The 26,416-nt window shown below is 61.4% G+C and carries 23 protein-coding genes; 8 read left to right on the top strand and 15 right to left on the bottom strand.

Going from position 1 to position 26,416, the window contains the following annotated elements; translation table 11 throughout:
- Positions 1-6: 6 nt before the first annotated feature.
- From ACO07N_RS03350 to ACO07N_RS03320, 7 genes are all read right to left on the bottom strand, one after another.
- On the bottom strand, positions 7-621 hold the full coding sequence (locus ACO07N_RS03350; RefSeq protein WP_421979672.1) for a 2-dehydro-3-deoxy-6-phosphogalactonate aldolase: 615 nt from the start codon (positions 619-621) through the stop codon (positions 7-9).
- Entirely contained in the window at positions 621-1,538 is a 918-nt protein-coding gene (locus ACO07N_RS03345) for a 2-dehydro-3-deoxygalactonokinase (protein WP_421979671.1), read from the bottom strand. Before ACO07N_RS03345 ends, ACO07N_RS03350 begins: the two co-directional genes overlap by 1 nt.
- Positions 1,535-2,299 carry an SDR family NAD(P)-dependent oxidoreductase gene (locus tag ACO07N_RS03340; RefSeq protein WP_421979670.1) on the bottom strand — a complete coding sequence of 255 codons (765 nt, stop codon included), beginning with the start codon at positions 2,297-2,299 and terminating at the stop codon, positions 1,535-1,537. The genes ACO07N_RS03345 and ACO07N_RS03340 overlap by 4 nt, the downstream gene beginning before the upstream one ends.
- A 63-nt stretch (positions 2,300-2,362) precedes the next feature.
- Positions 2,363-4,441, bottom strand: a complete 2,079-nt coding sequence (locus ACO07N_RS03335; protein ID WP_421979669.1) for an alpha-galactosidase — start codon at positions 4,439-4,441, stop codon at positions 2,363-2,365.
- Between the two features lie 53 nt (positions 4,442-4,494).
- Entirely contained in the window at positions 4,495-5,343 is an 849-nt protein-coding gene (locus tag ACO07N_RS03330; RefSeq protein ID WP_421979668.1) for a carbohydrate ABC transporter permease, read from the bottom strand.
- Between the two features lies 1 nt (position 5,344).
- A complete protein-coding gene (locus ACO07N_RS03325) occupies positions 5,345-6,262 on the bottom strand; it encodes a carbohydrate ABC transporter permease (protein ID WP_421979667.1) in 918 nt (305 codons plus the stop codon).
- Between the two features lie 86 nt (positions 6,263-6,348).
- On the bottom strand, positions 6,349-7,608 hold the full coding sequence (locus ACO07N_RS03320) for an ABC transporter substrate-binding protein (protein WP_421979666.1): 1,260 nt from the start codon (positions 7,606-7,608) through the stop codon (positions 6,349-6,351).
- Positions 7,609-7,726: 118 nt separating this feature from the next.
- Here ACO07N_RS03320 and ACO07N_RS03315 point away from each other — a divergent pair, with 118 nt between their 5' ends.
- Positions 7,727-8,506, top strand: coding sequence for an IclR family transcriptional regulator (locus ACO07N_RS03315; protein ID WP_421979665.1), 780 nt, complete (start codon positions 7,727-7,729; stop codon positions 8,504-8,506).
- Between the two features lie 25 nt (positions 8,507-8,531).
- On the top strand, positions 8,532-9,593 hold the full coding sequence (locus tag ACO07N_RS03310; protein ID WP_421979664.1) for an ABC transporter ATP-binding protein: 1,062 nt from the start codon (positions 8,532-8,534) through the stop codon (positions 9,591-9,593).
- A 391-nt stretch (positions 9,594-9,984) separates the two neighbouring features.
- On the opposite strand, the gene ACO07N_RS03305 is transcribed toward ACO07N_RS03310, so the two are convergent.
- On the bottom strand, positions 9,985-11,928 hold the full coding sequence (locus tag ACO07N_RS03305; protein WP_421979663.1) for an autotransporter domain-containing protein: 1,944 nt from the start codon (positions 11,926-11,928) through the stop codon (positions 9,985-9,987).
- A gap of 1,161 nt (positions 11,929-13,089) precedes the next feature.
- The gene (locus ACO07N_RS03300) at positions 13,090-15,108 is read right to left on the bottom strand and encodes an autotransporter domain-containing protein (protein WP_421979662.1); all 2,019 of its coding nucleotides are present in this window, start codon (positions 15,106-15,108) and stop codon (positions 13,090-13,092) included.
- A 916-nt stretch (positions 15,109-16,024) separates the two neighbouring features.
- Here ACO07N_RS03300 and ACO07N_RS03295 point away from each other — a divergent pair.
- From ACO07N_RS03295 to ACO07N_RS03270, 6 genes are all read left to right on the top strand, one after another.
- Positions 16,025-17,224 carry a substrate-binding domain-containing protein gene (locus ACO07N_RS03295; protein WP_421979661.1) on the top strand — a complete coding sequence of 400 codons (1,200 nt, stop codon included), beginning with the start codon at positions 16,025-16,027 and terminating at the stop codon, positions 17,222-17,224.
- A 132-nt stretch (positions 17,225-17,356) separates the two neighbouring features.
- Positions 17,357-18,127 (top strand): ABC transporter ATP-binding protein, encoded by a 771-nt coding sequence (locus ACO07N_RS03290; protein ID WP_421979660.1) that lies wholly within the window; start codon positions 17,357-17,359, stop codon positions 18,125-18,127.
- Positions 18,127-18,852 (top strand): ABC transporter ATP-binding protein, encoded by a 726-nt coding sequence (locus ACO07N_RS03285; protein ID WP_421979659.1) that lies wholly within the window; start codon positions 18,127-18,129, stop codon positions 18,850-18,852. The genes ACO07N_RS03290 and ACO07N_RS03285 overlap by 1 nt, the downstream gene beginning before the upstream one ends.
- On the top strand, positions 18,849-19,877 hold the full coding sequence (locus ACO07N_RS03280; RefSeq protein WP_421979658.1) for a branched-chain amino acid ABC transporter permease: 1,029 nt from the start codon (positions 18,849-18,851) through the stop codon (positions 19,875-19,877). Before ACO07N_RS03285 ends, ACO07N_RS03280 begins: the two co-directional genes overlap by 4 nt.
- Positions 19,878-19,887: 10 nt before the next feature.
- Positions 19,888-20,949: a branched-chain amino acid ABC transporter permease gene (locus ACO07N_RS03275; protein ID WP_421979657.1), complete on the top strand. Its 1,062-nt coding sequence runs from the start codon at positions 19,888-19,890 to the stop codon at positions 20,947-20,949.
- Positions 20,946-21,743 (top strand): alpha/beta fold hydrolase, encoded by a 798-nt coding sequence (locus tag ACO07N_RS03270; protein ID WP_421979656.1) that lies wholly within the window; start codon positions 20,946-20,948, stop codon positions 21,741-21,743. The genes ACO07N_RS03275 and ACO07N_RS03270 overlap by 4 nt, the downstream gene beginning before the upstream one ends.
- 7 nt (positions 21,744-21,750) lie before the next feature.
- On the opposite strand, the gene ACO07N_RS03265 is transcribed toward ACO07N_RS03270, so the two are convergent.
- From ACO07N_RS03265 to ACO07N_RS03240, 6 genes are all read right to left on the bottom strand, one after another.
- Positions 21,751-22,005 carry a hypothetical protein gene (locus tag ACO07N_RS03265; RefSeq protein WP_421979655.1) on the bottom strand — a complete coding sequence of 85 codons (255 nt, stop codon included), beginning with the start codon at positions 22,003-22,005 and terminating at the stop codon, positions 21,751-21,753.
- Positions 22,002-22,763, bottom strand: coding sequence for a hypothetical protein (locus tag ACO07N_RS03260; protein WP_421979654.1), 762 nt, complete (start codon positions 22,761-22,763; stop codon positions 22,002-22,004). Before ACO07N_RS03260 ends, ACO07N_RS03265 begins: the two co-directional genes overlap by 4 nt.
- Positions 22,760-23,827, bottom strand: a complete 1,068-nt coding sequence (locus ACO07N_RS03255) for a Rieske 2Fe-2S domain-containing protein (protein ID WP_421979653.1) — start codon at positions 23,825-23,827, stop codon at positions 22,760-22,762. The genes ACO07N_RS03260 and ACO07N_RS03255 overlap by 4 nt, the downstream gene beginning before the upstream one ends.
- A complete protein-coding gene (locus ACO07N_RS03250; protein ID WP_421979652.1) occupies positions 23,824-23,997 on the bottom strand; it encodes a hypothetical protein in 174 nt (57 codons plus the stop codon). Before ACO07N_RS03250 ends, ACO07N_RS03255 begins: the two co-directional genes overlap by 4 nt.
- Positions 23,994-24,215, bottom strand: coding sequence for a hypothetical protein (locus tag ACO07N_RS03245; RefSeq protein ID WP_421979651.1), 222 nt, complete (start codon positions 24,213-24,215; stop codon positions 23,994-23,996). Before ACO07N_RS03245 ends, ACO07N_RS03250 begins: the two co-directional genes overlap by 4 nt.
- Before the next feature lie 207 nt (positions 24,216-24,422).
- A complete protein-coding gene (locus ACO07N_RS03240) occupies positions 24,423-26,399 on the bottom strand; it encodes a thiamine pyrophosphate-dependent enzyme (protein WP_421979650.1) in 1,977 nt (658 codons plus the stop codon).
- Positions 26,400-26,416: the final 17 nt, after the last annotated feature.

Raw genomic sequence — 26,416 nt, 5'->3', positions numbered from 1 at the left:
GCCAGTTTATCCAGTTGCCGACGTGGCGGCGTCATAGGCCTCGACGATCCGCTCGGCCCGGTCCTTGACTTCCGCAACCGTCAGACCCGGCTTGAAGAGAGCGGTTCCGATCCCGAAGCCGGTCGCGCCGGCTGCAAGCCAGGCGCCGAAATTGTCGGGACCGGCCCCGCCGACCGCGTAGGTTGGAGTTCCCTTGGGAAGAACGGCAAGCACGGCTTTCAAGCCGTCCGGCCCGATCAGCGAGGCCGGGAAAAACTTCAATCCGTCCGCACCGTTGCGCAATGCCGTGAAGCACTCGCTCGGCGTCATGACGCCGGGGAAGGACAACATGTCTTCCGCCTTTGTTGCCAGGATGACGTCCGGATTGCAGTCCGGCGACACGATGAGGGTTCCGCCGGCCGCCCTGACCTGAAGCACCTGATCCGCGGAGAGCACGGTGCCGGCGCCGATCTCGGCGCGGCCGGCAAAGGTCTTTGCCATGGCCTCGATGCTCTTCAGCGGTTCGGGCGAGTTCAGCGGCACCTCGATCCGGGTGATACCTGCATTCAGGATGCACTCGGTGACGGGCAACGCCTCCTGGGTGGTCACGCCCCTCAAAATGGCAATCAGATTTCGGCTCATCAGGAAACCTTCGAATATGTTGAATGTGCCAGCGCGAGGCCGTTCAGCGTGATGGAGGCCGCGTCCAGCATCGATGCGGTATGCCCGAGTTTGCCCAGGGCTGCGTGATAGGCCTTTGCGATGTGATCGCTGCCCAGAAGAGACACGGACGCCAGGTCGAAGTCATCCCTGACGGCTGCGATTTCCGCGCCGATCAGAAGACCGGAGAGACGGCCCCTAGCGGTATCTGCAGGCATGCCCGAGACGAGACCCGATGCACGAATGCCGAACAGGCTTGCGGCAAGGGCCTGCGGGCGCTGCGTGACCTCATGAACGGCGTTTTCGAACGCGGTCTCGTCAAGTTCGGGGGAATCGACACTGTGGCGCAAGACCGATTGCCGTGTCAGGAGCGCAAAGAGTTCGCCGCTCATGCAGGTTCTGAAGTGCTCGACAACCCCGTTTCTCATGGCAACCCACTTGGTGTGCGTGCCCGGCAGACAGAGCGTTCCCGAATGACCGGCGTTTGCCGCGAGGAAACCGGCTATCTGTGTTTCTTCGCCCCTCATGACGTCGGCGGGGTCGGCCTGCTTGATGCCGGGAAGGATATGGACGTCAAGGCGGCGATCGGCCGTTTCCACGATGGTCGCGTCCTTGAGCTCCGGGGGCGTGCAGGGTGTGGACTTGTAAGGCGCTTCCGCCCAGCCCTGGCGTGAGCCGGCCATGCCGCAGACAATCACCGGGGTTTCGACGCCCGGGACGAGAATGTCATCGATGAGCGTCAGCAGTGTCGGTTCGAATTCGTCACGGGCAAGACTGCTCATGCCTTTGCCGGATGTGCGGTGGGCCAACACGTCGCCACGAGAATCAAGCGCCCAGACGCGCAGATTGGTTGTGCCCCAATCCACTGCGATCCAGTCCGCTTTTGCCTGAAGGCTCATCCCGTCACCACTACTCCGCCGTCAACCACGAGCGATTGTCCGGTCATTCCACGGCTGGTCTTTGCCGCAAGGAACAGCACCGGGTCAACCATATCTTCCGGCGACAGCTCGAATTTGAGACACTGCCGGTCGATATGCGCGGCGAGGGCCTCCGGTGTCACCCAGAGATCTTTCTGTCTTTGCGTCAGAACCCAGCCGGGTGCGATTGCATTGACGCGGATGTTGTCCGGGCCGAATTCCCTCGCGAGGCTGCGTGTCATGCCGTTGATGCCGGAATTGGCGGTCGTGTAGGCCGCATAACCGGCGTTGCCCATCATGTAGGAAATCGACGTGAAGTTCACGATCGAGCCGCCACCGGCGGACCGCATGCCCGAAATGACATGCTGGCAGGCAAAGAAATACGCCTTGAGATTGATCGCCTGGGACCAGTCCCAGAAATCCTCGTCCACGTCCTCGGTGGCGTGGCGCTTGTCATTGGCCGCGTTGTTGACGAGAACCGTGATCGGCCCGTGCGCCTCGGCAGCCTTGTCCATGGTGCCTTTCAGCTCGGCGATGTTGGATATGTCGCACGGCTGATAGAAGGGGCGGTTGGAGTGCCGGCGTTCCATCTCGTCGCAGAACTCGCTCGCATCCGAGCGCTGGACGAAGGCAACGCGCGCGCCCTGCGCCAGAAATCCGCTCGTCAGGGCGGCACCGATTCCCGAGCCGCCTCCGGTGATGAAGACCGACCTTCCCTTGAGGTCCGGATAGTTTGCGTGCATCAGACGCTTCCTCTTTTCGTGTCGCGTCCGCCCTTGTCCAGGGCCGTGCGACGTCATTCCGTGTTATTGCCGGTGGCCTTCAATCACCCAGATCGTTTCCGGGAACCGCCAGGGCAGGATGAGTCCGTGTGACATCAGGTACTGCCCGCTCACGTCCAGTTCCTTTTCCTTCAGGAGCGGTGCGCCGCGGGACAGCCCGGGCGCATCTTGGCGATTGATAAGGCTGATCCTGTAGCGCGCCTCCGCGTCGAGACCCGTCAGGCGCAGCGGTTGCTGCAGGATCGGGTCCGAGGCGCGCAAGAGCGCTGCGAACACCACGAACCTGGCGCCATCCTCGGCCAGTTGCTGTTCCGCGACAACGGCCGGGTCGGACGCGTCAAGCCGCAATATGTCGGCCCGCATCATCCAGTCCCGGTTCGCCTTCCACCAGCCGGTGACCTCCTTCAGGGTCGCAATCTCGCTGTCGGACAACTCGCGCGGGTCCATCTCGAAGCCAAGGTGCCTCTGGGCAGCCGTCCAGGCGCGCAGCCTGATGTCGAGCGTGCGCCCGGAGGTGTGACTGACACGCGGCCCGACATGGGACCCGGTGACGGACGCCGGCAGGAACAGTGCAGCCTCGTGCTGAATGCGTTGGCGTTCAAGGGCGTCGTTGCTGTCGGAAAGCCATACTCTCTGTGTACGTTCGAGGATGCCGAAGTCGATCCTGCCGCCGCCGGATGCACAGCTCTCGATTTCGACGTGGGGGAAGTCGGCGCGCAGCCTGTCGATCAGTGCATAGACGCCCTCGGTCTGGGCCGCGTCGACAACGGGAAGAACCCGGTTGTGATCCCACTTGATGTAGCCGATGTCATTCTGGGCAAGGGTTGCCGAGATGCAGTCGTAGAGATAGGCGCGCACGTCCTCGCGCGCCATGTCCAGAACGAGCTGCTGGCGTCCCCTTACCTGGTCCAGCGGACCGAGGACCCAGTCCGGACGGCTCCTGAACAGGTCGCTGTCCTCGTTGATCATTTCAGGCTCGAACCAGATCCCGAATTCGAGGCCGAGCGCTTTGACATGATCGATCAACGGGGTCAGTCCGTCGGGGTATTTCCGTTTGTCGATACCCCAGTCACCGAGAGAAGACGTGTCGTCGTCCCTCAGTCCGAACCAGCCGTCATCTAGGACAAAACGCTCGGCCCCCAGGCCCGCCGCCCTGGTTGCGATCGCCTTCAGTTCTTCCAGGTCGTGGTCGAAATAAACCGCTTCCCAGCAGTTGTAATGCACGGGACGTGGCTGTCTCGCACCGACCACGATGTGGTCGCGCAGATGTCTCTGGAAGCGGACAGCCGCACCGTTGAAACCCGCGCCGGAATAGGTGGCATAGAGCGGCGCTGTGCTGAAGCTGCGATCCCTTTTCATGCTCGCCGACGCGTGTCCGAACTGAACCTGACGTCTGCCGTCGGCGAGTTGTTCGGCAACCATCCGATGTCCGCCCGACCAGCCATAATGGAATGCATAGGCCTCGCCGGAGGTGTTGCAGGTCCGGCCGGAACAGGCAATCAGTCCTGGAAAATGGGCGTGGTCCGATCTGCCGGTCCTGTTGTCGCGCGTCCGGGCCCCCGGGGCAAAAGGCAGCCTTCGGGTCTGGAACTCCGCGCACCAGCGGCCCGAGAACTCGATCATGTCGCCGATATGGGCCGGGACCTGGAAGACGGGTGCCGCCAGCCAGTCGACAGTGATCTCGCGTGCACTTTCCAGACGGGTCTGCATCCGGAACAGCGATGTTCCGGGTGTCAGAGACAGATCGAGGACGAGACAGAGTTCAAGGTCGGTGTCGGTGTAGACCAGGATCAGACCGTGTTCCAACACGGTTTCGCTCTCGAAGCGGAACCTTGGCAAAAGGGTCCGGCCTTCGGCGTCACGTCCAGTCAGGCCGACCTGGCCGGGGAAGGTCTGCGAGGCTTCCGGACAGAGACTGATCGGAGCGTTTCTGTCCACCATGCCGCCGGTGACATCGGTTGCCGATGCCGCCGCCAGCGACGGCAGGTCTTCGTGTTCGGGAAGAGGCGGGCCCCAATAAACCGCCTCGGGCAGGCCATCTCCAAAGCTGGCGAGAACCAGGCTCTGATGAGAATCGCCAAGATGCCAGGTCTTCGCCTGCATTCCCAAGACTCCCGCACTCTCTCTTGTGTCCAGACCGGCCTTTCGGAGGCCGATCATTTCACAGCCCCGAGTGTCAGACCGGCAATGAAGTGCCGTTGCATCAAAAAGAACATTGCGACCGGCGGCAACGCGGCAACGATGGAGCCTGCGCTCATCAAGTGATACGCGGCACGGTACTGCGCGTTGAAGGAGGTGATCCCCGCGGTGACAGGCTGGCTTTCGACACCCTGCGTCAGCACGATCGCCCAGAAGTAGTCGTTCCAGATGAAGGTGAACATGAGCACCGCAAGAGCCGCGATCGCCGGTTTCATCAGCGGCAGGACCACGAACCAGAAGATCCGCCATTCCGAGATGCCTTCAACCCGCGCCGCCTCGATGAGCTCGAAGGGGAGTGCGCGGATGAAGTTGCGCATGAACAGGGTGCAGAACCCGGTCTGGAACGCGACGTGGAACAGGACGAGGCCGGTGATCGTGTTGTAGAGACCCAGCTGCAGCGTCAGGTCGCGGACCGGCACCATGAGGATCTGGAACGGCACGAAGTTGCCGGCGACGAACATGAAGAAGATCCAGATATTCGCCTTGAACTTGTAGATGCCGAGCGCGAAGCCGGTCATGCAGGAGAGCGCCACCGCACCGATCACCGTCGGGATCGTGATCTTGAACGAATTCAGCAGGTATTGCGGCATGTCGGATGCCGTGAACACCAGCCAGTAGTTGGTGAAGCCCTTGAACTCGGAGGGCCATCCCCAATAGTTCGCGTTGGCGAAATCGGAATCCGGCTTGATGGAAAAGATGGCGACGGCGATGAGCGGCAGCAGCCAGAGGATCAGCGCCAGCGGAAGGAAGGCCTGATACGTGACCTGCCAGGAGCGCGGTGTGCGTTCGATCGGTGTCGGAAACATCTCAGCGCGCCTTTTCTTCTTTATACATCGACCACAGGAAGTAGGCGATGAAGGCCAGCATGATCAGGAACAGGACGACGGCAATCGCAGCGCCATAGCCCATGCGGAACCCGTATTCGGACAGGGCGACCTCGAACATGTAGAAGCTGAGAACGCGGCTGGCGCCGAACGGGCCGCCGTTGGTCATGACCGAGATCAGGTCGAACGAGCGCAGCGCGCCGATGATCGTGACAACGAAGGCGATGAAGGTGGCGGGGCGCAGCTGCGGCACGATGATGTACCAGAGCATTTTCCAGCCCTTTGCCCCGTCGAGACGACCGGCTTCGATCTGCTCCGGGTCTACCGCATTCAGACCCGTCAGGTAGAGGATCATGCAATAGGCGGTCTGCGGCCAGAGACCGGCAACGATGATGCCAACCGTCACCCAGTTCTCGTCGCCGAGCACGTTCATCGGTGGCAGTCCGATGGAGCCAAGCAGAACGTTGAGGATGCCGAAGGTCGGATCGTAGAACCACGTGAACACGAGACCGACGACGACCTGGGAGATGACGAACGGGAAAAAGAACAGGGACTTGTAGAGCCGTATTCCGGTAACCGTCTGGTTCAGGAACAGGGCGATGAACAGGCCGGCCGGGATCGCAAGAAGATACAGCAACAGCCAGATGACGTTGTTTTTCAAAGACGTGTAGAACGCCTCGTCCCAATAGAGTTCTTCGTAGTTGTAGAGACCGACATATTCCGCCTTGCCGAGCCCGTCCCACTCGTAGAGCGACAGGTTGAAGGACTGGAAGATCGGGAAGATCACATAAAACAGGAAGAACAGGATTCCTGGAGCCAGAAACAGCCAGGGTGTCAGCTGCTGCTGGTTTCTGTGCCACCACGAGCTCTGGTGGTCTTGGGCAACGGACTCTTGGGCCATGTTTGCCTCTTCAGGATTTGGCTACCGGGACCTTTTCAAGAAGGACAGGGTGCACGGGCACCCTGTCCGGTTCCGAGACGCGGAACTTACTTGTAGATGCGCTCACGGGCGCGATCCAGACGGGCCAGGATCTTGTCCAGGTTGTCCGGCTTAACCATGAATTCCTGCAGGCCTTCCATGGCGACCTTCGCCATTTCAGCCGGTGCGTCACGGTCGAAGAACTGGGCAACACCACCAGGAGAGTTGGTGGACAGCATCTCGAAGCCCTCGACGAGGAACTTGTCGTCGTCAACCGAAGACTGGGCATTGACCGGCAGCTGGCCGAGGTTCTTGCCGTTGTTGATTTCGGTCTGAACGTCGGGAGACACGACGAAGCGCAGGAACTCGCGGGCCGCTTCCTTGTTCTGGGCATTTGCCGGAATGTGGAAGGTGTCGGTCGGAGCGTCTTCCGCCTTTTCGATACCCGGCGTGATTTCGACGAACTGGTAGAAATCGAGCTGGTCGTCGCTCAGGCCGGCGTCACGCAGAGGCGCTACCGCGAAGTTGCCCATCAGATAGGCCGCTGCATCGCCCTGGACCATGAACGGCAGGGCTTCCTGCCAGCTGTAGGTCTGGTGGTTGTCGATGAACGCGCCCATGTCGATGAGTTCGCGCCAGTTGGCAAAGGTCTTGCGGACTTCATCGGACTGCCAGGACGCCTTGCCCGTCAGCAGGTCCATGTGGAAGTCGAAACCGTTCGTCCGCATATTCAGGTAGTCGAACCAGCCGCCTGCGGTCCAGAGGAACTTGGTGCCGATCGTGTAGCACTTCTTGCCGGCATCGATGATCTTCTGGCAATTGGCTTTTTCTTCTTCCCACGTCGCCGGCTCGCTCAGGCCGAGTTCGTCGAAGATGTCTTTGCGGTAGTAAACGCCCCACTGATAGTAGGTATAGGGCACGCCCCACTGCTTGCCGTCGATGGTCATCGCGCCCTTGGTCGATGCCAGGTTGTCGGCGATCGCGGGCTCGGCCCAGAGATCGGAAACATCTTCGAAGAGACCTGCCTCGACATAGGGACGCATGCGGTTGGCAGCGTACCAGGTCGCGACATCAGGCGCATTCGCAGTCAGGAAGTTGCGGATCTGGGTCTTGTAGGCCTCGCGATCGATCACGGTCGTCTCGATGTTGAGGTCAGGGTTCTTCTCCTGGAACTGCGCGATCATCTGTTCCATCGTAGCCCGCGGCGCCGGGTTGGATGTGTCGAGGAAAATTTTCAGATCGCCCGTCAGGCCGTCAGCAGAAACAGCGCCCATCGTGCCTGCCAGAATGGCAAAAGCAGCCGCGGACGTCTTCAACATGGAACGCATGGTGTCCTCCCTTTAGGTTCCATTATGTGAAACTTGGTTTTGTATATTGATACCTTGATGCGATCAGGTTAAGTTGTCAACAGGTTCGGCGAAAAGAAACGGGCCTATGGAGGAAAACATGAACAAGCAGGCCACCGGCGACGGAACTGTCGGCAAAGCGCTCGACGTGCTCGACAGGGTCGCTGCCGTCGGACGTCCGGTTCGCTTCACCGAACTGCTCTCCGACAGCGTCCATCCCAAGGCGACGCTGTACCGCTTGCTGCAGACACTGGTGAGCCAGGGCATGCTTGCCTATGACGAAGGGCAGCAGACCTATTCGCTCGGAATTCGTCTCGTGCGCCTGGCGCATGCCGCGTGGCGCCAGAGCTCCATTGCGCCGATCGCGCGCCCGTTCGTGCGCAAGCTGTCGGAGGAGGTCGGTGAAACCGTCCACCTTGCCCAGCTCGACGGCGGCCAGGTGCTTTACGTCGACAAGCGGAACGCGATCAACCCCATCGACATGTACTCTCAGGCTGGCAAGATCGGCCCGGGATACTGCACCGGCGTCGGCAAGGCCCTGCTGGCTTTCCTCGAACCTTCCGAGCTCGAAGAGGCCATCAAGAAACAGTCGTTCTACCGCTACACGCCGGCAACACTCAGTTCAGAGGCCGAGCTGAGAGCCGACCTGGAAGAGATCAGGCGGCAGGGTGTCGCGTTCGACCGGGAGGAGCATGAGCCCGGTATCGTCTGCATCGCTGCGCCGGTGCTATCGTCCAAGGGGCGCCCGATCGGGGCCCTGTCCGTTACAACGTCCACCACACGTAAGGGTCTGGAAGAGCTTTCAAAGGTACAGCCCGTGCTTTTGAAGACCGCTTCCGAAATCGCTGCAGCCGTTGAAGACTGGCAGTTCCCCGCATAAGAAATTCCCAGGGAGAAGAAACCAAATGTCTGGCGTCACGCTGACCAAAGCTGTCAAGAAATATGCCGAACTGCAAGTTATCCACGGCGTGGATCTTCAGATCGAACATGGTGAGTTCTGTGTGTTCGTTGGCCCGTCCGGCTGCGGCAAATCCACCTTGTTGCGCATGATCGCGGGTCTGGAGGAGACCAGCGACGGCAATATCCATATCGGTGGCCGTGACGTGACCAGGCTTGACCCGTCCGAGCGCGGCGTCGCGATGGTGTTCCAGACCTATGCGCTCTACCCGCATATGTCGGTTGAGGAAAACATGGGCTTTGGCCTGAAGATGAACGGCCACCCAAAGGCGGAAATTGCCGAAAAGGTCGGTGAGGCGAGCCGGATCCTGAAACTCGACCCCTACCTCAAGCGCAAGCCGAAGGCCCTGTCGGGCGGCCAGCGTCAGCGTGTCGCCATCGGACGCGCAATCGTTCGCGGACCGGAAGTGTTCCTGTTCGACGAACCGCTGTCCAACCTTGACGCCGAACTGCGTGTCGACATGCGGGTCGAGATCGCGCGGCTGCACAAGGATATCGGCGCGACCATGATCTACGTGACGCACGACCAGGTCGAGGCGATGACGCTGGCGGACAAGATCGTCGTCCTGCGTGCGGGCAAGATCGAACAGGTCGGATCGCCCATGAAGCTCTATTCCGACCCCGATAACAGGTTCGTTGCAGGGTTCATCGGCTCGCCGAGCATGAACTTCGTGGAGGGCGTCGCAGACGACGGCGCCGTCTCGGTGCCGGCCTTCGGCGGTGCGAGCGTTCCGACGCCGGTTGCGCTTCCGGAAAAAGGCAAGAAAGTTCTCGTCGGCGTCCGCCCGCAGCATCTGAAGATTGCCGCAAGCGCGGAAGGCGCAACGGTCGACCTTTGCGAGCAGCTCGGCGGTGTCGCCTATTCCTACCTGATCTGCCCGACCGGAGAACGCATCATCGTGGAAACCAAGGGCGAGGAAGCGCCCGTCACGGAAGGGCATGTCGAGATATCCTTCGACCCGTCCTCGGCGTTCTTCTTCGATGTGGAGACAGAGCAGCGTCTGCGCTGAGTCCGGCAAGATTGCCCGCCGCGTCAGACCTTGCCGCAAAGGGTCACGTTTGACTCGAGAGGCGTGATACTTGAACACCTCATCTTCGAGGAAGCGCGGCAGCGCTGTCTCGAAGCAACCATGTCTACGGTAACAGCCTCCTCTTTTCGATCGTCACCCCGGGCGAACAGCGTGAGACCCGGGGCCGGGGAGCCCCGGTGTTCTGGGAGGGAAGAGCAAGACCCTCAAGTCCTCTGCCTCCCCGATCCCGGCTCTGCGCTACGCTTGGCCGGGATGACGGCGGGAGCGTGTTGCACCCACCATCGCCGCCCCGGCCCTGAGCCGGGGCCGCCTGCCATCCGTGTTCAGGTCCCGGATCATGCCCTGGACGGAGCGGGCTGCGGGGCCATCATCAGAACCTGATCGCAAACCGGGCCATGCCTTCCAGGGCGTCGAAGTCATCGGAAAGGTATCCCTGACCATCGAGGGTGAAGCTGGCCTGCGGGCCGAGATTGAGGTCCATGGACGCACCGAGATAGGCGGCGGAGCGATCCGTTGCTCCAAGTCCGATGGAATTGGTGATGCCGAGCAGCGTCACCGGTACATCATCATCGCCGGTGGAACTGCGCAGCAGATAGCCCGCGCGCCCTGTCACGGTTGCAATGCCGAAGCTTCTGGAAAGGGCGAGTTCAAAATCGCCTTCCGCAACGCCGAACGTGTGGCTGTCGACCGTGGCATTGGCGGCAGAGCCGCTTTCGGTGTAGCTGCCGGTCTGCTGCAGGGCGTAGCGTCCGCGTATGGAGGGGGTCAGCACGATGCCGGTTTGCCCGAGGCCGAGGTCGGCGGAGAGCGACGCTTCCGGGGTCACGAACCAGCTGTCATAGGAGGCATCGGCGGTGCTCTCGCCGAGCGTGAGACCGCCGGTGAGGGCGGTGTTGTCGTTGACGAAGCGGCTGCTGTCACTGGTCTGCCAGCCGCCGGCAAGACCGAGGCCGAACGTAATGCGTCCGAAGCGCCGGTCGCCATGGACACCGGCAAAGACGCCGTTGCTGGTAATGTCCTGAGACTCCGCCCAGGTGCTCTGCGCGGTGATGGAGCCGTTCATGTAGCCGAGCATAAGACCAAGGCGAGTGCCCGGCGACTGGTTCCAGGCATAGCCGAGGGCCGCACCGATCTGGTCGATGGTGTGATCGAGGGTGGTGTCATCGCCGTCGTAATTGGCCGCGCCGCCGAAACCGGTGAGCCAGAAGGACCCGGTCCTGAGGCCATAAGCCGCTTTCGGTCCGGAATTGGTGGCGAGCAGCTGATCGAAGCTTTCTGGTGTTTGTGTTCCGTCCTCGCCATAGGCCAGAGCGGACGAAGGTGCACCCGCAGACCCGCCGCGCCCCGCCTGCCGGAGGCCGTAGCGCCCGAGACGGCCGAGCATGTTGGCAGTGTTGGCCATCTGGTTGAAGCTGGCGGTGAGGCCCGTCGGGTCGAAGGTGGCGAACTGGCCGGTGGTACTGTCATAGAACCAGGGGACAGGACCCGAGACATTGGCCTGACCGCCCGCGACATTCGATGTCGGCAGCTGCCACAGCACCGAATGCGAGGCCCCGGTGTTGATGTTCAGCGTTGTCGCGCGCTGGAACCAGATGGCCCCGCCAAGGAAACCGGGGGCGTTGAGATTTACGGAGGTGCCGTTGGAAGCATTGTTTACACGGATTGCATAACTCTGATCGCTGATGATCACGCCGCTGTTGGAGATAACGGCATCGTCAGAGTTGTAGATGTAAATCCCATACGCATTTTGCCCGGCCGTATGGATACGACCGCTGTTGGAGATAACGGTACGATCTCCCCAGCTGCGAATACCGCTTGCACCGTTGCCCGTCGTCCTGACAATACCGCTGTTGGTGATTTCGGCGTCATTTCCTAAGTTGAAAATCCCTTCTGCACCATTCGCGGTCGTAAGGATTGCGCCTTCATTTGTAATCGTGACGTTGGATCCCTGGTTGTAGATCCCGTTGGCATCTTGCCCGTCCGTTTGGATATTGCCATTGTTGACTATCGTGCTGTTGGCGCCGCTTGTGTTGTTGCGAATCCCGTCGGCATCGTCGCCGCCCGTTCGGATGTTGCCACTGTTGACAATCGTATTCTCGCCGGAGCTGAAGACGCCGTACTCGCTGGCTCCCGTTGTCGAAATGCTGCCATCTTCGGTAATAGTGAGCGTGTCGTCACCATCAACCGACTGTGTGGTGAATTCGGGCGTCTCGACGACAAAGTCGTCGGCGCGTATTGCAGGCGCGTTCAACGCGGCGGCAAATACGCCGGCCGATAAGGTGGTCAGCAGAAGCTGACGGGACAAGCTCGACATTTCGGACGTCTCTCGAATCGGACGTCCCCCACACACCCATTTTTTAACCCAAGTGTCCTGAACGGACAATGAAAGTCGATCAGTTTTTTGGGCCAATCGGCAGACTAGGTGCCCACGGTAAACGGATATGCCAATTCGTGTTTCAGTAAAACAGCGGATGGACGTCGTGCGGTTCTGGCCTCGAACCGGAACCTCCTCTCATCTCTGCTTGCTCAACCGGCAGGTTCCTTTCGCCGCTTTGCCCCTCTAACCCCTCCGGAAACGCGTGGGTCCCAATTCTGCGCTGCGTATGACCGGGTTGGCAAATAAGAGAGAAGATCCGTCCTCGGCTTTCTTCTTCGATGCGGAGGCAGTGAAGCGGTTGCGGTGAGTTCGGGAAGAGCTGCCGCCGTGTCAGACCTTGCCGCACAGGGTCACGTTTTACCGGAGAGGCGTGACACTTGAACACCTCATCTTCGAGGAAGCGCGGCAGCGCTGTCTCTCAGGATGAGGTCGGAGCTTGATGAGGTCTCCAGATCAGGAGTTGGATGTTGCCGGCTGCAGGTCAACATCAAAAATCAGACCGAGTTTGTCCAACGACTGCCGCCCCGTTCTCCCTCTCCCGCCGGGAGAGGGCAGGGTGAGGGGGCAAATGTCTGAGGCGTGCTGTCATATCTCATCCCTCACCCGGCCTTTCAGGCTGACCTCTCCCAGCGGGAGAGGTTATCGACCTTGCGGTGGGTCGAGTGCACGACGCAATACCTCGTTGCAAGAAGAAGGACGAGGCATTCCCGAGCGCCGCCCCGGCCCTGAGCCGGGGCCCCCGCCATCCGTGTTCAGCTCCGGGACGGCGCGGGCTGCGGGGCCGTCATCACATACAGACGGCATTGGTCGAAAAGCCGCCGCCCCGGTTTCCCTCTCCCGCCGGGAGAGGGCAGGGTGAGGGGGCAAATGTCTGAGGCGTGCTGTCAGATCTCATCCCTCACCCGGCCTTTCAGGCTGACCTCTCCCACCGGGAGAGGTTATCGACCTTGCGGTGGGTCGAGTGCACGACGCAATACCTCGTTGCAAGAAGAAGGACGAGGCAATCCCGAGCGCCGCCCCGGCCCTGAGCCGGGGCCACATTGCCAAGTGCTCAGGTCCCGGATCATGTCCGGGACGGCGCGGGCTGCGGGGCTATCATCAGAACCTGATCGCAAACCGGGCCATGCCTTCCAGCGCGTCGATGTCATCGGAAAGGTATCCCTGACCGTCGAGGGTGAAGCTGGCCTGCGGGCCGAGGTTGAGGTCCATCGACGCGCCGAGATAGGCGGCGGAGCGGCCGGTTTCGCCGAGACCGATGGAATTGGTGATGCCGAGCAGCGTCACCGGTACATTATCATCGCCGGTGGAACTGCGCAGCAGATAGCCCGCGCGCCCTGTCACGGTTGCAATGCCGAAGCTTCTGGAAAGGGCGAGTTCAAAATCGCCTTCCACAACACCGAACGTGTGGCTGTCCACCGTGGCATTGGCGGCAGAGCCGCTTTCGGTGTAGCTGCCGGTCTGCTGCAGGGCATAGCGCCCGCGTATGGAGGGGGTCAGCACGATGCCGGTTCGCCCAAGGCCGATGTCGGCGGAGAGCGATGCTTCCGGGGTCACGAACCAGCTGTCATAGGAGGCATCGGCGGTGCTCTCGCCAAGCGTGAGACCGCCGGTCAGCGCCGTGTTGTCGTTGACAAAGCGGCTGCTGTCATTTGTCTGCCAGCCGCCGGCAAGGCCGAGGCCGAATGTCAGCCGCCCGAAGCGCCGGTCGCCATGGACACCGGCAAAGACGCCGTTGCTGGTGATATCCTGCGAATCCGCCCAGGTGCTTTTCGCGGTGATGGAACCGTTCATGTAGCCTGCCATGAACCCGAGGCGCATATCGGGCGACTGGTTCCAGGCATAGCCGAGGGCCGCCCCGATCTGATCAATTGTGTGGTCGAGGGTGGTGTCATCGCCATCATAATTGGCTTCGCCGCCGAAACCGGTGAGCCAGAAGGACCCGGTCCTGAGGCCATAAGCCGCTTTCGGTCCGGAATTGGTGGCGAGCAGCTGATCGAAGCTTTCTGGTGTTTGTGTTCCGTCCTCGCCATAGGCCAGAGCGGACGAAGGTGCACCCGCAGACCCGCCGCGCCCCGCCTGCCGGAGGCCGTAGCGCCCGAGACGGCCGAGCATGTTGGCAGTGTTGGCCATCTGGTTGAAGCTGGCGGTGAGGCCCGTCGGGTCGAAGGTGGCGAACTGGCCGGTGGTACTGTCATAGAACCAGGGGACAGGACCCGAGACATTGGCCTGACCGCCCGCGACATTCGTCGTCGGCAGCTGCCAGAGCACCGAATGCGAGGCCCCGGTGGTGAGGTTCAGCGTCGTCTCGGAATCGAAGGTGATGGCCCCGCCGAGAAAGGAGGGGACGTTCAGATTGACGGTGGTGCTGGTGGAGAAGGAGTCAACAAAGATTGCGTGGCTCTTTTCACTGACGATCACTCCGCTGTTGGTGATCTTGGTGTAATCCGAACTGTAGATGTAAATGCTGATTGCGTCTTGCCCGCTTGTCCGGATATCGCCGCTGTTGATGATCGTGGTGATGTTACCCCAGTTGTAAATCCCGCGTGCGCTGTCCCCGAATGTCCGGATGTCACCACTGTTGATGATCGTGGCGTCGGAACCGATGTTGGAAATCCCGCCTGCGCTGTCCGCGAATGTCCGGATATCGCCGCTGTTGATGATCGTGGCGTCGGAACCGATGTTGGAAATCCCGCCTGCGCTGTCCGCGAATGTCCGGATATCGCCGCTGTTGATGATCGTGGCGTCGGAACCGATGTTGAGAATCCCGTATGCGTCGACCCCTGTTGTCAGGATGTCACCGCTGTTGGTGATCGTGGCGTTGGCACCGGTGCTGTAAATCCCGAATGCGTAGTCCCCTTCCGTCAGGATCAGGCCTTGGTTGCGGACCGTATTGCCGCCGCCCGTGCTGGAAACACCATGGTTGTTATTGCCTGTCGTTGAAATACTGCCGTCGCCGGTGATGACGATCGTGTCGTAGGTGATGCTGTCAACGGTCTGTGTATTGGTGACGGGCCCATCGATGATGAGATCCTGGGAAAGGGCATGGGAGGCCAGCGCAAGAACGAGCGCACCGGCGGAAAAGATGGTCAGCAGCAGCTGACGAGAAAACTTCTTCATTCTGGACGCCTACTGGTACTGACGTCCCCCACACCTGAACAGATTTAGCCTGTCATTTCTTACGATGAAAGCGAAATCTTGGGTTGCATGAAAAATCCCTCCGGAAAACGACAGACCGCATCTTTGCCGCAAGTCCCGTCCTGCTCAATTGATATGCAGGTTCGTTGCACTCACACTGATTTCCGGTTACCGGATCAAGCCAGGCAAAGGTTCCGGATCAGCGTTCAGCATAGCCGAATACCAACCTGTCTGGAATGACGGAGGGAAACGCAACCGATCCCCTCCTTCGTCACCCCGGGCGATCATCGTGAGACCCGGGGCCGGGGAGCCCCGGTGTTCCGGGAGGGCGGAGCAAGACCCTCAAGTCCTCTGCCTCCCCGATTCCGGCTCTGCGCTACGCTGCGTCCGGGGTGACGGGCGCCAAAAAAACCTCATCCTGAGGAAGCGCGCAAGCGCTGTCTCGAAGGATCGGCTGCACGGCAGGGTGCCCGCAATCCATCCTTCGAGACGCACGCAGGCGTGCTCCTCAGGATGAGGTTGTGGGTTGGAGTGACCCGGATCAGGTCCGGGACGGCGCGGGGTGCGGGGCCATTATCACATACAGACGGGATTGGTCCAACAACCGCCGCCTCCCAGCCTTCTTCCGTCGGCTCCGGAAACGAGTGGGTCCCGGCTCTGCGCTCCGCTTGGCCGGGATGACAACAAGGAGTGGAACTCCTCATCCGGTGGACGCACGCTCAGCGAGCGCGGCGAAAGGTGGGCGGCATGCGGTGGTTGGCTCTGTCTGCCCTTGACATGAATACTGATTCAGGTTTCATATATATCCACGCGTCAGGGGAAGGTCCAGTGTCATTCGGGTGTCAAGCGCACGTTCGAGGATCCACGGAAGCCTGTTCGCGCACTGGGAGGAAACATGATGACCAAACGCCTTTTCCGCTGGTCTCTGCCGTTTTTCGCATCTGTCGGACTGCTCGCCGCCGGTACTGCCGGCGCCTTGGCTGAAGACATCAAGATCGCGCATGTCTATGGCAAGACGGGGCCGTTCGAGGCCTACGCCAAACAGTCCCATACCGGCCTAATGATGGGGCTTGAATATGCCACTGACGGCTCGATGGAGATTGACGGCCGCAAGATCGTTGTGATCGAAAAGGACACGCAGCTGAAGCCGGATATCGGCAAGGCGGCGCTGGCGGAAGCCTATGGCGACGACGAGGTCGATATTGCGGTCGGGCCGGTGTCTTCCGGCGTCGCGCTCGCGATGCTGCCGGTTGCGGAGGAGTACGAAAAGCTGCTGATCGTGGAGCCGGCCGTGGCCGATTCCATTACGGGCAGCAACTGGAACCGGTATGTGTTCCGGACGTCGCGCAACTCCTCGCAGGACGCGATCGCCAACGCCGTTGCGCTCGGGCAGGAGGGTGTTTCGATCGCTACGCTCGCGCAGGATTATGCCTTCGGACGGGACGGAGTTGCCGCCTTCAAGGAGGCCCTTGCGGGCACCGGCGCCAATCTCGTTTTCGAGGAATACGCACCGACGGATACCAAGGACTTCACGGCAAATGCGCAGCGCATCTTCGATGCCCTGAAGGATGAACCGGGCAGGAAATTCCTGTTCGTGATCTGGGCCGGCGGCGGCAATCCGATCAGCAAGATCCAGGCCATGGAGCCGGAGAGGTTCGGCGTCGAGATCGCGACGGGCGGCAACATCCTGGCGGCCATGAAAGCCTACAAGGAACTGCCTGGCATGGAAGGGGCGACCTACTATTACTACGAGATCCCGAAGAACCCGGTGAACGACTGGCTGGTGTCCGAGCACCAGAAGCGGTTCGACGCGCCGCCCGATTTCTTTACCGCAGGCGGCATGTCTGCCGGGATCGCGATTGTTGAGGCCATCCGCAAGGCGGGGTCAACGGAAACGGAAGACCTGATCGGTGCGATGGAAGGCATGGAATTCGAAACGCCGAAGGGCAAGATGATGTTCCGCGCCGAAGACCACCAGGCCCTGCAGCCCATGTATCACTTCAAGATCCGGGTCGACCCGGACGTGGAATGGGGCATTCCGGAACTTGTTCGCGAACTGAAGATCGAGGACATGAACATTCCGGTCCGTAACCAGTAAAGCGAGTGGCGCGTTTCACCCCATCGACCACGCGCCGTTTCCAGAAATCCTGTAAGGTACCCGGCCGGCAAAGCAGCCCGGCCGGCCGGGTCTTTGCCGGCAAATGTCTTCAAATTCACAGGATGCGTTCCGGTGGCGACAGAAAAGCCCATTCTCGAAACCCGTGACCTGACGATCCGGTTTGGCGGTCACGTCGCGGTCGACCGTGTGTCGTGCAGCTTCGACCGGGGAACGCTGACGGCAATCGTCGGACCGAACGGTGCAGGGAAGACGACCTATTTCAATCTCGTGTCGGGGCAGCTCAGGCCAACGAGCGGCACCGTGACGCTGAACGGCGAGGACATCACCAGGCAATCCGTCCCCGAGCGCACCGATCGCGGCATCGGCCGCGCCTTCCAGCTGACGAACCTGTTTCCGACCCTGAGCGTGCGCGAGAACGTGCGCCTTGTCGCACAATCGAAGGCACGCAAGGGGTTCGATCTGTTTTCGATCGCGGAAAGCCATGTCGAACTTCTGGAGCGCGCCGATCATGTTCTGGCTGAGGTGCGGCTGATCGATCAGGCCGACCAAATCGTTTCAGCACTGCCCCATGGCGACCAGCGCAAGCTCGAAGTGGCCCTCCTGATTGCCCTCGGGCCGCAGGTTCTGATGTTCGACGAGCCGACGGCAGGAATGAGCGTCGACGAAGTTCCGGTCATTCTGGAGCTGATCCGGAAGCTCAAGGCGGACATGGACCGGACGATTTTGCTGGTGGAGCACAAGATGGACGTGATCCGGTCGCTGGCGGACCGCATCGTCGTCCTGCATAACGGCGAACTGGTCGCCGACGGGGAACCTGCCGAAGTGATTGCGCTTCCCGTGGTGCAGGAGGCCTATCTCGGCAAAGCTCCGGAGGCGGCCTGATGTCCGGAACCCTGCTTTCCCTTTCCGGCGTACACACCCTGATCGGGCCCTATCACATACTGCAAGGCGTTGATCTTGTTGTGCCGGAAGGCGGCGTGACCGTTCTCCTCGGGCGAAACGGTGCGGGCAAGACAACGACGCTCCGGACCATCATGGGTCTGTGGACCGCCAGCCAGGGCGAGATCCGTTTCGATGATCACCTGATCACGAAGCTGGATACCCCCGACATATCCCGGCGCGGCGTTGCCTATGTGCCGGAAGACATGGGCATCTTCACGGATCTCACGGTCGCCGAGAACATGGCGCTCGCGGCCTCGGCGGGACCGATCGATCAAAAACGCCTCGGGTGGATCAAGGATCTGTTTCCACCGATCGGCACCTTCTGGGAGGCGTCCGCCGGAACGCTATCGGGCGGTCAGAAACAGATGCTGTCCGTCGCCCGCGCCATCATCGAACCGCGCCGGCTGATCCTGATCGACGAGCCGACCAAGGGGCTCGCACCGGCAATCATCAACGCGATGACCGACGCCCTGCGCGAATTGAAACAGACCGACACCACGATCCTGCTCGTGGAACAGAATTTCGCGATGGCGTCCGCCATCGGAGACACGGTCGCCGTCATGGATGACGGCCGCATCATCCACGCAGGCGAGATGCAGGACCTGGTGGCAGACGAGAACCTGCAGGAGAGACTCATGGGGCTGAGCCTGGAGGCGCATCAATGAGCGAAACCGCAATCAAGCCGCGCATCGAGAAGGTGCCGCTTCGCGAACAGGTGTTGCAGAAACTGCCCGTTCTGCTGGTGCCCGTGCTCGCGCTGCTGGGGCTCATCGCCATAGGCAACCCGGCAAGCTGGCTGACGCTGACCGTGGCGGGCCTGGCCATGGGCATGATGATCTTCATCATGGCCTCCGGGCTGACCGTGGTGTTCGGACTGATGGATGTCATCAATTTCGGCCACGGGGCCTTTGTTGCGGTCGGCGCCTTCGTCGGCTTCACGGTCCTGGCCTGGCTCGCGGGCTGGACGGCCTCGCCGAGCGTCCTGCTCAATCTCGCCGCGGTTCTGATTGCCATCCTCGCGGCGATGGTGGTGACCGGTCTGCTCGGCTACGCCTTCGAACGGGTCATCGTGATGCCGGTCTATGGCGAGCATCTCAAGCAGATCCTCGTCACGATGGGCGGTCTGATTGTTGCCCAGCAGATGATCTATGTGGTCTGGGGGCCGGACGAACTGCATATCTCGCGCCCCGAGGCGTTTCAGGGCTCAGTGGTGTTCGGTGAGGCGGCCATCGAGAAATACAGGCTCGTGGCGGTCGCCATCGGGCTCGCCCTGTTCCTGGCCATGCGCCATGTCCTGAAGAACACGAAGGTCGGCCTGCTTGTGAGGGCCGGGGTCGAGAACGGCGAAATGGTCGAGGCACTCGGATACAGGATCCGCAGGCTGTTCCTGATCGTGTTCATGACCGGGTCGGCACTTGCCGGTCTCGGCGGCGTGATGTGGGGCCTTTATCAAGAGACGATCACCGCGCATATGGGATCGGAGATCATGGTGCTGGTCTTCATCGTGGTGATCATCGGCGGGCTCGGGTCCGTCGAGGGTTGCTTCATCGGCGCGCTGCTGGTCGGTCTGCTCGCCAATTATACCGCGTTCCTCGCGCCCAAGGTGGCGCTGATCTCGACGATCGCGCTGATGGTGGTGATCCTGATGTGGCGGCCGCAGGGCCTTTATCCCGTCGTCAAGGCAAAGTGAGGGGCCGGACATGCTCACCAGACTTCTTTCCGGCGACACACCGCGCAGCGGTCTCCTGACCCTGTTGCTCCTGGCCGTTCTGATCTCGCTCGCCTTTGCGCCGTTCCTGTTCCCGGGAACCAAGTCGCTGGAAACCGCGGCGCGGATCTGCATCTTCATCGTGCTGGTGGCGAGCTATGATCTCCTGCTCGGCTATTCGGGGATTGTCTCGTTCGCGCACACGATGTTCTTCGGTATCGGCGCCTACGGGACGGCGCTCGCGCTCAGTACCTCCGGCCCGAGCTACTGGTCGCTCACCTGGGGGACCCTTGCCGGAGCGTTCGTCGCAGCTGTCTTTGCCCTCGCAATCGGTCTCTTCTCGCTGCGCGTCAAGGCGATCTTCTTCGCCATGGTGACGCTGGCGGTGGCAAGCGCGTTCGCGGTTTTCGTGTCGCAGATGTCCTGGCTGACGGGTGGCGAGGACGGGCTCAACTACAAGATCCCGCGCGAGCTGACACCGGCGTTCAAGCTGGTCAAGGAGAAGGTTTTTGGTGTCCGGATCAACGGCAAGCTGTTGGCGTATTACCTCGTGTTCTTTGCGTCGCTGACGCTTTTTCTGGTCATGCTCCGGGTCGTCAATTCGCCGTTCGGGCGGACGCTCAAGGCCGTTCGGGACAATGCGTTCCGGGCCGAGGCGATCGGCTACAAGGTGGTCTGGTACCGCACCACCGCAACGGTCCTGTCCGCCGTCATGGCAGCGCTTGCCGGATCCCTGCTGGCGATCTGGCTGCGTTACACGGGACCGGCCACGACGCTCTCCATGGAGATCATGATCGACATCCTGCTGATGGTGGTGATCGGGGGCATGGGCACACTCTACGGGGCTGTTCTCGGAGCGACGCTGTTCATTCTCGCGCAGACCTATCTGCAAAACCTGATGGGTGTTGCGGCGGAGGCGACAAGCTCCGTGCCGCTTGTCTCCACGTTTGTTGCGCCGGAACGCTGGCTGCTTTGGCTTGGCGTGCTATTTATCCTCTCGGTTTATTTCTTTCCGAGCGGGATTGTCGGAAGATTGCGGGCGGGGCGTGCTTGAGCAACGAGGGACTTTACATACGCGACACCGGGGCAGGACGCCCCGTGGTGCTCATTCACGGCTGGTCCTGTCCCGGCCAGTTCTTTCGCAATCAGATTGACGGCCTCCAGGGGCAAGCGCGTTGCCTCGTGCCCGATCTTCCCGGGCACGGGCTGACCGGCGACCGCCTGCCGCTTTCGATCGAGGCGGCGGCCGACGCGGTGCATGCCGAACTGGCGGAACGGGACATAACCGACGCCATCGTCTGCGGCTGGTCCATGGGGGCTCTGGTCGCCTATTCGATGATCGAGCGCTACGGCCCGGATCGGCTGTCGGCTTTCGTTGCGATCGACATGACGCCGAAAGTACTGAACACGTCCACCTGGCAGAACGGAACGCTGAACGGGCTCAATGCGGAGCTCAACCAGGTGTTCCTCGATGCCATCGTTCCGGACTGGCCGAAGCTGCCTGGACGGATCGCGAGCCGGCTGTTCGCGGATGGGCTGCCCGTCACGCAGGCGCAGAAGGAAAGGGCGGCGCAGGAGATCGCGAAAGCCGATCCCGTGCTCTTGAAGCCGATGTGGGCGTCGCTCACCGCGCAGGACTTCCGGTCTTTGTTGCAGGATTTTCCGGTGCCGTTTCACCTTGTCGCGGGACGCAGGAGCCAGCTCTATGGGCAAGGCGTCCATCGCTGGCATGAAGCGCATGTGCCCGACTTTCAGCTGCACCTTTTCGACCGCTCGGGCCACGCGCCGCATATGGAAGAACCAGCCCGGTTCAACACGCTGCTCACGGATCTGATCGACCAGCGTTGACGGCGTCTCAGTCGCCGCCGCCGATCTTCGATTTCACGAAGATGATGATCTTGTCGAGGAATGTCAGGACAACGAAGACCGTCAGCAGTCCGACAAAAAACCGGAGATCCGTTGTCAGGCTGTTCTTGGTGATGTCCCACTGGCGCACACCGATATTGGCGTAGATCCAGGCGTAATAGGCGATTGCTGTGAGAGCAGCCGTCAGAACGAGCGAGATCAGGATGGTCTGCCAGGCGGGCCTCGGGGTCTGGTCTTCGCTCATTTCAGGATCCTCGCCTTTGCGAGGTCGACCTTGAAGACCATCAGATCATCGAGGCGTTCGACGTCTCCCTCCAGCTCGACATAGAGCGCAAGCAACGGCTTGATTTCATCGCCGAGGAGATTGCCGTCCTTGTCCGCCATCAGGAAGAAGTTGCGGTTCTCGACCGGGCCGGATGAAACGAAGACCGGCGGGATGCCTCCGGTCAGGCAGAGGTCGGCACAGGCCTTGTGCGCAAGACCGCGTCCCGGCCGCATCGCCCCGGCATAGCATTTGCCGTCGCAGATTTCTCCGGTCAGCTTCCAGCGCCCGAGCGGCACCGGTTCGGACGGGGTGAAGGATGCACCTGTATCCCCGGCGGTCTCGACCCTGCCGACCTGGATCATGGTGAGATCGCCGCGGTTGACCGGCACGCCGCGCAGGGTCACCGGCGTGCTGCCGTGCTTCTCCGCCTGGTTGAAGGCGCCGCGTTTGCCCTGTCCGGCGAGCATGTAGGTGCGTGCCCCGGTTTCGCCATCCGCCGCGATCCTCAGGACCGGATAGGGGCGCAGTTCCAGAATGCCGACATTCTCAAAGCGGTTGCCCCACTGGAAGCCGCCGCTGCCGGGATCGTTCTGGGTGGATGACAGGGCGAGCGCTGCAAGCCCGAGCCCGCCGGTGAAACAGATTGCGAAGACCGCCAGAAAGGTCACGAGCGGTTTCGGGACGGCGTTGAGATAGCCGACATAGAACGGCGCGTCTTTTGTCTGTCTCCAGCTCATGCCGGTTCTCCGATCTCGACTGGGTCAACATGGGTGCCGGGTGGCAATGCGTTCGGGTCGAGCAGGATTGTCGACCCGATCAGCTGCAGCCGGTACGTGGATATTTTCTCGGTGAAGGGCGCCGGGGCGCGCCCGTCGCTTAGATTGTACTGGTAGCCATGCCAGGGACAGGTGATGCAGCCCCACAGAACCTTGCCTTCTCCGAGCGGACCGTTCTGGTGTGCGCAGGCATTGGTGATGGCGGACAGCTTGCCGTCATACTTGAAGATGGCGACGCGTTCGTCGTCCGACAGGGTCACGACCTTGGCACAGTCGTCGTCGATCTCGTCGAGTTCCCCTGCGACCAGCCAGCCCTGTTGCTGGAGCGATGCCTTCGCGGTTTCCTCGCCCCGGTCGCGTCTTGCTTCCATCCGGCCCGTGGTGACGTGCAGCGCGGAAACCAGAACGACGCTGGCTGCGACGACGCTGGTGAAGATCGGATCGCCCGCTCCCTGAAGCGCGCCGAGCGCGACATGCAGCACGACGAAGGCGTAGGCTGCATAGATGAACATGTGCAGCGCTTTCCAGATCGGTGCCCCCAGGAAACTCAGCCAGAAATCGTGACTGGTGGCAGCAAGCACGAACAGGATCAGGAGCGCGGCTATGCCGAGTGTCTCGAACGGGAACCCGAGGACCTGGCCGTAATTCGTGTTGGAGGACAGAAGCGCGACATACTTGTCGGTCGGCGAAAAATTGTAATACCAGCCCAGCACATAGTTGGCGTGCACGGCCGCAATCCCGGCAGTCATGACACCGAAATGACGGCGATTGTAAAGAAGCGGCAGGAACCTGCGGTCAAGCCGAGCAAGCGGCCCGATGCACAGGATCACCGTCAGCATCAGGAAGGCGCAACTGCCGAAGGCGCGCATACGCAGGGTCGCGCCGTCAATCGGCTTGGTCACATCCTCGAAGCCGGGGGCCACGCGGATATAGATGTAGAGATAAAGCGCCACGGCAATCAGCAGGACGGCGTCATAGAAGATCTTGTTCCGATTCCAGATGACCGGTGTGTATTGCACACTCATTGCGCGGCCTCCGTCCCGTTCGCACCGCCGGCCGGTGCTTCGATCAGAATGGCGGGCCGGTCAGCAGGCGGCGTCTGACGCAACGCCAGGACCGTGAAAAAGGCGAGGGGCAGCAGGATGCCGAGGACCGTCCAGATCCGTGCGTGGGCTGTGCGATGGGCGCGTTTCACCGGGCATCTTCTCCGTGTTTTTCGAGTGTGATCCAGCGATACAGGACCAGCGGCCAGATCAGGCAGATGCCCGGTATCAGCAGGGGGCGGAACGCGTAGGACCCGCGCGCGGACGGTTCCACGCGATCGATGCCGATGACCAGAAACAGCGCGGCAACAATCCCGCCGGTGATCAGGTAGATGCGGCCCAGCTCAAGGAGTAGTTCTGCAGTCTGCAACGGGTGCCCTCCGTATTTCCTTCGTTTGTCATCCCGGCTGAAGCGAAGCGCGAGGCCGGGATCGACACGTAACGTTAGCCTCATCCTGAGGAAGCGCAAAGCGCTGTCTCGAAGGATGGCCGGTCTGATCCAGCGTTTTGTCGCCACCCTTCGAGACGGGCCTGCCGGCCCTCCTCAGGATGAGGTTCTGGCGCGCTGCAAGGCCGGTCACACCAGATCCGCGTCGGTGATGATCTCTACAAGCGACGGGCCGTCGTAAGCGATGGCCGTGGCAATGGCATCGCCGAGTTCGGATGCTTCCGTGACACGGTGCCCGTGTCCTCCGCAAAGACGGGCGAAGGCGGCGAAGGACGGATTGGTGAGGTTGGTCTCCCAGACGGGCCATTCCCCGGAACGCTGTTCCTTGGAGATCTTTCCGAGTTCGGAATTGTTGAGCAGGATATGGGTGATGTTCATCCCGTATTTGACGGCGGTGGTGAATTCCATCGCATATTGACCGAAGCCGCCATCACCCGAAATGGAGATGACCTTGCGGCCCTGATATTCCTCGAAATCCTGTGTTGCGCACCAGGCTCCGAGCGCGGCGGGCAAGCTGAAGCCGATGGAGCCGAGATAGCCTGACATCAGGATGCGCTGGCCGCGCGGTTCGAAATAGCGGCCGAAGGAATAGGTGTTGTTGCCGACATCCACGGGGATGATGGCATCGTCCGGGCACAGCTCGGTCAGCGCCTTGAAGATCGCGGCGGAATGAATACCGCCGCCATGATCTTCCGACAGGCGTGTTTCCTTTTCCTGCCGCCAGATGGCCCACCGCTCGACGAGTTCCGCCTTCTGGTCGGCGGCATCCGCCGCCTTGGACACGGAGCTGGCAATCAGGTCGCAGAAGGTACCGATTTCACCCCAGACCGGAAGTGTCACGGGGTGGAACTTGCCGAGCTGCATACGCTCGAAATCCACCTGGATGATCGGCTTGTAAGGCGCGATCCCGGTGTGGTTGGCAAAGGACGAGCCGAGCGAGATAATCAGGTCCGCCTCGTTCATGAACCAGCTGGCGATCGGCGTGCCGGACCGCCCGAGCACGCCCGCGGCCAGTGGATGGGTGTCCGGGATCAGTCCCTTGCCCTTGAAGGTGGTCATCACCGGAGCGCCGATTTTCTCGGCCAGTGCGATGACCTTGTCGCGCACGTCCTTGGCACCGTATCCGAGGACGATCGTCGGCCGTTTCGCGCCGTTGATCATTTCCGCGGCTTTCGCGAGATCGTCCGGCGAGGGCGAGATACCGGTTCCGCCGAGCCGTCCTTCCGGATGCCCCGCGGGCTTTTCACTCGGGATCGTCTGGACATCGTCGGGGAAAATCAGGTTGGCGACATCGCGCTCGACAATGGCTGTCTTCAGGGCGAGCGACATGAGTTCGGCGTGGTTGGAGGTGCTCAGGACGGGCTGGGAAAACCTGGAAACGGCTTCGAAAGCGGACTTCAGGTCAATGTCCTGAAACGCACCGGGGCCGAAAACCTGGGTCTGCACCTGACCGGTGAGCGCCAGGACAGGGGCGCGATCAACCTTGGCGTCCCAAAGGCCGGTCATCAGATTGGTCGCGCCCGGGCCGGCAATGGTCAGGCAGCCGGCCGGCTTGCCTGTCAGCTTGCCATAGGCCGAGGCGGCAAAGGCCGCTGCTCCCTCGTGACGGATGCCGACATAACCGAGCTTGCCCTTGTTGACCTGCAGCCGGATCGCATCGGCAAGGCCGAGATTGGAGTGGCCGACCATGCCGAAAACACGCTTGACGCCCCAGTTGACCATGGTCTCGGCCATGACATCGGTTGCGGTGCGCTCGTGCTCGGGTTCGGGCTCGAGGCCGACGAAGATCTCGTTGTTTTCGATCTTGAGCGGGTAGATCTGCTGGCCGCTGTCTTCGTGTCCGCCGGGCGGCTTGCCGGTGAGCGGGTCGAAATCCCAGCCGTGCCAGGGGCAGCGGATCCAGCACTTGCCGTCGGTGCCCTTTTCGATTGATCCTTCCCCGAGCGGCCCGCGCTGGTGCGGGCAGTGATTTTCCATGGCGGCCCATTGGCCGTCGAAATGCGACAGGCAGATGGAGGTGGTGCGCGCGGTCACTGTCTTCACGCGGCCTTCCGGCAGATCGTCGGTGTGGCCGACCCTGATCCAGTCAAGCGATTGGGTGTTCATGTTCGTCTCCCTCAAAA

The organism is Roseibium sp., from assembly GCF_965229775.1.
In the GTDB taxonomy this organism is placed as follows: domain Bacteria; phylum Pseudomonadota; class Alphaproteobacteria; order Rhizobiales; family Stappiaceae; genus Roseibium.
Note: the sequence above shows the minus strand (reverse complement) of the source record. Positions and strands in the feature narration are given on the sequence as shown.

Coding starts and splice junctions, on each gene's coding strand:
- ACO07N_RS03350 (WP_421979672.1), bottom strand. CDS start 621: ATGAGCCGAAATCTGATTGCCATTTTGAGGGGCGTGACCACCCAGGAG.
- ACO07N_RS03345 (WP_421979671.1), bottom strand. CDS start 1,538: ATGAGCCTTCAGGCAAAAGCGGACTGGATCGCAGTGGATTGGGGCACA.
- ACO07N_RS03340 (WP_421979670.1), bottom strand. CDS start 2,299: ATGCACGCAAACTATCCGGACCTCAAGGGAAGGTCGGTCTTCATCACC.
- ACO07N_RS03335 (WP_421979669.1), bottom strand. CDS start 4,441: ATGCAGGCGAAGACCTGGCATCTTGGCGATTCTCATCAGAGCCTGGTT.
- ACO07N_RS03330 (WP_421979668.1), bottom strand. CDS start 5,343: ATGTTTCCGACACCGATCGAACGCACACCGCGCTCCTGGCAGGTCACG.
- ACO07N_RS03325 (WP_421979667.1), bottom strand. CDS start 6,262: ATGGCCCAAGAGTCCGTTGCCCAAGACCACCAGAGCTCGTGGTGGCAC.
- ACO07N_RS03320 (WP_421979666.1), bottom strand. CDS start 7,608: ATGCGTTCCATGTTGAAGACGTCCGCGGCTGCTTTTGCCATTCTGGCA.
- ACO07N_RS03315 (WP_421979665.1), top strand. CDS start 7,727: ATGAACAAGCAGGCCACCGGCGACGGAACTGTCGGCAAAGCGCTCGAC.
- ACO07N_RS03310 (WP_421979664.1), top strand. CDS start 8,532: ATGTCTGGCGTCACGCTGACCAAAGCTGTCAAGAAATATGCCGAACTG.
- ACO07N_RS03305 (WP_421979663.1), bottom strand. CDS start 11,928: ATGTCGAGCTTGTCCCGTCAGCTTCTGCTGACCACCTTATCGGCCGGC.
- ACO07N_RS03300 (WP_421979662.1), bottom strand. CDS start 15,108: ATGAAGAAGTTTTCTCGTCAGCTGCTGCTGACCATCTTTTCCGCCGGT.
- ACO07N_RS03295 (WP_421979661.1), top strand. CDS start 16,025: ATGACCAAACGCCTTTTCCGCTGGTCTCTGCCGTTTTTCGCATCTGTC.
- ACO07N_RS03285 (WP_421979659.1), top strand. CDS start 18,127: ATGTCCGGAACCCTGCTTTCCCTTTCCGGCGTACACACCCTGATCGGG.
- ACO07N_RS03280 (WP_421979658.1), top strand. CDS start 18,849: ATGAGCGAAACCGCAATCAAGCCGCGCATCGAGAAGGTGCCGCTTCGC.
- ACO07N_RS03275 (WP_421979657.1), top strand. CDS start 19,888: ATGCTCACCAGACTTCTTTCCGGCGACACACCGCGCAGCGGTCTCCTG.
- ACO07N_RS03265 (WP_421979655.1), bottom strand. CDS start 22,005: ATGAGCGAAGACCAGACCCCGAGGCCCGCCTGGCAGACCATCCTGATC.
- ACO07N_RS03260 (WP_421979654.1), bottom strand. CDS start 22,763: ATGAGCTGGAGACAGACAAAAGACGCGCCGTTCTATGTCGGCTATCTC.
- ACO07N_RS03255 (WP_421979653.1), bottom strand. CDS start 23,827: ATGAGTGTGCAATACACACCGGTCATCTGGAATCGGAACAAGATCTTC.
- ACO07N_RS03240 (WP_421979650.1), bottom strand. CDS start 26,399: ATGAACACCCAATCGCTTGACTGGATCAGGGTCGGCCACACCGACGAT.